Source organism: Streptomyces sp. NRRL F-5123 (assembly GCF_000721495.1).
In the GTDB taxonomy this organism is placed as follows: Bacteria; Actinomycetota; Actinomycetes; order Streptomycetales; family Streptomycetaceae; genus Actinacidiphila.
Genome location: NZ_JOHY01000131.1, coordinates 1 through 2,478, shown reverse-complemented (window position 1 = coordinate 2,478; position 2,478 = coordinate 1). Strand labels below are relative to the sequence as shown.

At 74.8% G+C, this 2,478-nt stretch carries 3 protein-coding genes; 1 reads left to right on the top strand and 2 read right to left on the bottom strand.

All coding sequences use genetic code 11. The annotated features are described in order from the left end of the window. Positions 1–458: 458 nt before the first annotated feature. Complete coding sequence (locus tag IH54_RS0138425) at positions 459–737, bottom strand: helix-turn-helix domain-containing protein (RefSeq protein ID WP_031526144.1); 279 nt, start codon at positions 735–737, stop codon at positions 459–461. Between the two features lie 58 nt (positions 738–795). Between IH54_RS0138425 and map the strand changes: the two genes are divergently transcribed. Beyond that, positions 796–1,563 carry a type I methionyl aminopeptidase gene (map, locus tag IH54_RS0138420; RefSeq protein ID WP_031526142.1) on the top strand — a complete coding sequence of 256 codons (768 nt, stop codon included), beginning with the start codon at positions 796–798 and terminating at the stop codon, positions 1,561–1,563. 151 nt (positions 1,564–1,714) lie between these two features. Here the strand turns inward: map and IH54_RS0138415 are convergent, their stop codons facing one another. Further along, positions 1,715–2,365 carry a class I SAM-dependent DNA methyltransferase gene (locus IH54_RS0138415; protein WP_031526140.1) on the bottom strand — a complete coding sequence of 217 codons (651 nt, stop codon included), beginning with the start codon at positions 2,363–2,365 and terminating at the stop codon, positions 1,715–1,717. Between the last annotated feature and the right edge of the window lie 113 nt (positions 2,366–2,478).

Below are 2,478 nucleotides of genomic sequence, written 5' to 3'. Positions count from 1 at the left end.
GTTCCCGCCGGTGGAGGCAGGGGTGGGCGGGTGACCGTCCTCCCCTCCCGATGTCCCTTCGGCGCCCGACCACCCGTGGGGTGGGGAAGGGCAGGGCGGGCCGCCCCCTCCCCGGTGTCCCTTCGGCGCCCGACCGCCCGTGGGGTGGGGAAGAGCAGGGCGGGCCGCCCCCTCCCCGGTGTCCCTTCGGCGCCCGACCGCCCGTGGGAGCGAGGTAGGTGGGGTCATCGGCCCCCTCCCGGGGGCTCGTCGGCGGCCGCCCGCCGGTGGGGGTGGTGTTCTCGGGGTGGGGGCGCGTTTCCGCGGCAAGGGCTGCTGCGGGGACGGCGAGCGTTTTAGGGGCGCGTGGGGGTACCTCCCAGGCGAAGCTCTGGGGGAGAACTGCGCGACCAGCCTCCCGCCCGGGGGAAGGGCACGACGCCCACCGCAAGGGGCAGGGACGGGGCGCCGCCCGAGGGCTACGCCGTGAGCTCCTCCGTTTCGGACGCGGCGGCGTCGAGGGCGCAGGCGGCGGCGAGGGCGTCGAGGGAGATGCCGAGGGCCGTGGCGAGGGCCGCCACCGTGAAGAAGGCGGGGGTCGGGGCGCGGCCCGTCTCGATCTTGCGCAGCGTCTCCGCGGAGACGCCCGCGGCCGCGGCGATCTCCACCATGCTGCGGTCGCCGCGTGCCGCGCGCAGCAGCGCGCCGAAGTGCTCGCCGCGGCGGCGCTCGCTGGGGGTCAAAGGAGTTCTCACCATGCCTGTGATACTAATACCGGTAAACAAATACCGGTATGAGTATTGGAGGCTGTGCCCCATGGTGGAGATCAAGACCGCCGCGGCCATCGACGCGATGCGCGAGGCAGGCCGCGTCGTCGCCCGCGCGCTCGCCGCGACGCGGGAGGCCGCGGGCGTCGGCGTGTCGCTGCTCGAACTCGACGAAGCCGCCCGCACCGTCATCGAGGAGGCCGGTGCGACCTCGCCCTTCCTCGGCTACCGGCCGTCCTTCGCCCCGACGCCCTTCCCGGGTGTGATCTGCGCGTCCGTCAACGACGCGATCGTGCACGGCATCCCGACGGACTACCGGCTGCGCGACGGCGACCTGCTGAGTGTCGACTGCGGCGCCGAACTCGACGGCTGGACCGGCGACGCGGCGATCACCTTCTCGGTCGGCACGCCCCGGCCCGGCGACGAGGAGCTCGTCGCCGCGACCGTTCGCGCCCTGGAGGCGGGCATCGCCGCGGCCGTCGCGGGTAACCGGATGGGCGACGTCTCGTCCGCGATCGGACGCGTGGCGGAGGAGGCGCGGTGCGGTATGCCCGCCGACTTCGGCGGGCACGGGATCGGGCGCCGCATGCACGAGGACCCGCACGTGCCGAACCGCGGCCGCGCGGGGCGGGGCTTCCCCCTGCGGGCCGGGCTGGCCCTCGCGATCGAGCCCATGCTCATGGCGGGCGGTTCGGACGCCTACCACGCTGACGCGGACGGGTGGACGCTGCGGACGGACGACGGGAGCAGGGCGGCGCACTTCGAGCACACGGTCGCCGTTACGGCGGAGGGGACGCGAGTGCTGACGCTTCCGTAGGGGGTTGTTCTTGCCCGCCCGCCCGTGCGGGTGCGTGGCCGTCCGTGGGCGCCGGGCGTGGATGGGCCGGGTACCGCTCCGGCCGCCCCGGGGGAAGGGTGGTGGTCCCCGCCGGAGGCGTTACACGCTGGAGGGCGACGGCCCCGGACCGCTATGCCGAGGCGCGGTGGGCCAGGAGGATGCCGCCCGCGGAGCCTTCCGCCGAGGTCGGGGTCTCGTGGGAGGCCACGGTGAAGCCGGCCGCGGTCAGCCAGGCCGCGAGCCGGGTGTGGGGGCGGCGGTGGACATGGACGCGCATGGGGTGGCCGCCGTAGCCCTCGGTCTTGAGTCGGGACTCGTCGCCGACGTGGAAGCCCAGGAGCAGCGGCGCCCCCGGGCGCAGCACGCGGTGGAAGTGGGCGAGGACCTGGGGGATCACGTCGTCGGGGATGTGGATGAGGGAGTAGTAGGCGAGGAGGCCCGCGGCGGATGCGTCGGGGAAGGGGAGGTCGGTCATGGTGCCGACCTCGAAGCGGACGCCGGGGTTGTCGCGGCGGGCGATCTCGATCAGGCGGGGGGACAGGTCTATGCCGAAGGCGTCCAGCCCGAGGTGGCGCAGGTAGGCGGTGACGTGGCCGGGGCCGCAGCCGACGTCGGCTACGGGGCCGTCGCCGTTGGCGCGTACGAGGTCCGCGAACTGCCCGAAGGCGGCCCGCTCCTGGGGGAGGTCGTCGAGGAGGTCCCGGACGTACTCCGTGTAGCTCTCGGCGACGGTGTCGTAGGACGCCCGGGTGTCCTCCAGCCAGCTCGGTTCGCTCGTCATGGAGGGGACGCTAGCGCCCCCCACTGACAGCGGGTCAGCCGGTCGGGGGCGGCTCGGACGGAGTCGGGGAGTCCGGCGGAGGGGTGGAGGTGGGGGGCGGGGTGGTCTCGGAC

Bases quoted from the DNA above. Each gene is read 5' to 3' on its own strand.
- map (WP_031526142.1), top strand. From the start codon at position 796: ATGGTGGAGATCAAGACCGCCGCGGCCATCGACGCGATGCGCGAGGCA.
- IH54_RS0138415 (WP_031526140.1), bottom strand. From the start codon at position 2,365: ATGACGAGCGAACCGAGCTGGCTGGAGGACACCCGGGCGTCCTACGAC.
- IH54_RS0138425 (WP_031526144.1), bottom strand. From the start codon at position 737: ATGGTGAGAACTCCTTTGACCCCCAGCGAGCGCCGCCGCGGCGAGCAC.